The organism is Stenotrophomonas sp. Sm10, from assembly GCF_030985515.1.
GTDB classification, from domain to species: Bacteria; Pseudomonadota; Gammaproteobacteria; order Xanthomonadales; family Xanthomonadaceae; genus Stenotrophomonas; species Stenotrophomonas hibiscicola.
Map to the genome: position 1 here is coordinate 1 of NZ_JAPTFO010000205.1, position 1,329 is coordinate 1,329.

A 1,329-nucleotide genomic window follows, 5' to 3' on the forward strand; every position below is an offset into this window, starting at 1 on the left:
CATTTGATTCCCAATCGTAGAAATCTTGTTTGATTTTAAATTTCATAACTAAAACCTATTTCTTACCAGTTTTTTCTTTCCAGTTAGCTGAGTCAGAGTCTGGTGCATTGGTTGAGCTAGTGATGTCTTTGATAGCAACATAGACTTTATCTTCATGCGTTACTGTATCACCTTCTTTATAGGCTGTTCCAGTCTTCCACGCTTTAGCACGGTTTACAACTTTACCTTGAGTAGATGGTTTAGCTTTAGGTTTAGTATCAGCGATGGTAATGATGTATTTTTTGAAGTGTTCAAGAACAAATGCACCAGTGTAAAGCAATTGCTCTACCAATTCACCAAATCGACCTGGAATGTTATCGTTGTACTTAGTATTATCTACTTGCACTGGAGAAGTAACAACACCTGGAGCAGTAGCAAGGGCATTAACATCTTTCAAGAATTTAGAAGGTACTTTGTAGACTGTGTAATCATCCAATTCACCAACATATCCTTTTCCAAGGACCTTCTTATCTGCGTCACCATGTGGTAGACGAACAATTTCAGACTTGATCGCTTTGTAGAATTTAGGTGTTACAAAAAGCAAACGCTCTTTTGTAATTCCAAGTTCATCTAGTTTTTCAGAAACATCAAGAATTGCATTGTAGGCGTTGTTCGCTCCTGCTTCTTTGCCCATAGTAACGTTGTCGCTAACATTGCCAAGAGCTGCACCAAAACGTAGTTCATCAAGATATGGAGCTACTACTTCTGCCGCTTGACGTGCAATAACGTAATTGATATTTACTTGACCATTAGAGTCACGTTCATCCAATTGGTCTACGAAACGACCCCAATATTTTTCTTCATCAAGGGTATAAACCTTTTCTTCAACTTCAACGTGATCAAATTCGTTGTCTTTGTTACGTTTGTAGTCTTTCAGTTCTGTTGTATTACCAGTTGCTACTGTGAAAGAGCGACCTTGCAATGTTACTGCATCACTTGACGTTACAAGTGGTGTTGAATATGAGTTTACTGCAAGCACATCCTCAATAATCCCAAGATGTTTCTTGCGTGATTCTGCTGTGTTTAATTCTTCAAATGCCATTTATTTTTCCTCTTTTCTTTTATTACAAGAAGTCTTTACGCCATTTTTCCGTAACTTCTTGCTGGACTGTTTGTGCGTTCTTGATAGGTGCACTACCTTTCATACGCTCAGAAACTCCCTTCTGAACTGACTCTTCCCATGCTTTTTGGATAGAGGTAATAGATTCAGATACCGTCTCTGCGCTTGTCAAATCAACTACATTTACTAACTCAACAGGTAAGTCACGTTCACTTAACATTGCTTTAGCT

General features: G+C 38.3%; 2 protein-coding genes. Both read right to left on the reverse strand.

The features are described from left to right. Positions 1-55: 55 nt before the first annotated feature. Positions 56-1,081: a carbohydrate-binding protein gene (locus tag O0J15_RS21145; RefSeq protein WP_308306294.1), complete on the reverse strand. Its 1,026-nt coding sequence runs from the start codon at positions 1,079-1,081 to the stop codon at positions 56-58. Positions 1,082-1,103: 22 nt separating this feature from the next. After that, the coding region (locus O0J15_RS21150) for a DUF4355 domain-containing protein (RefSeq protein ID WP_308306295.1) at positions 1,104-1,329 on the reverse strand (226 nt) is incomplete at its 5' end.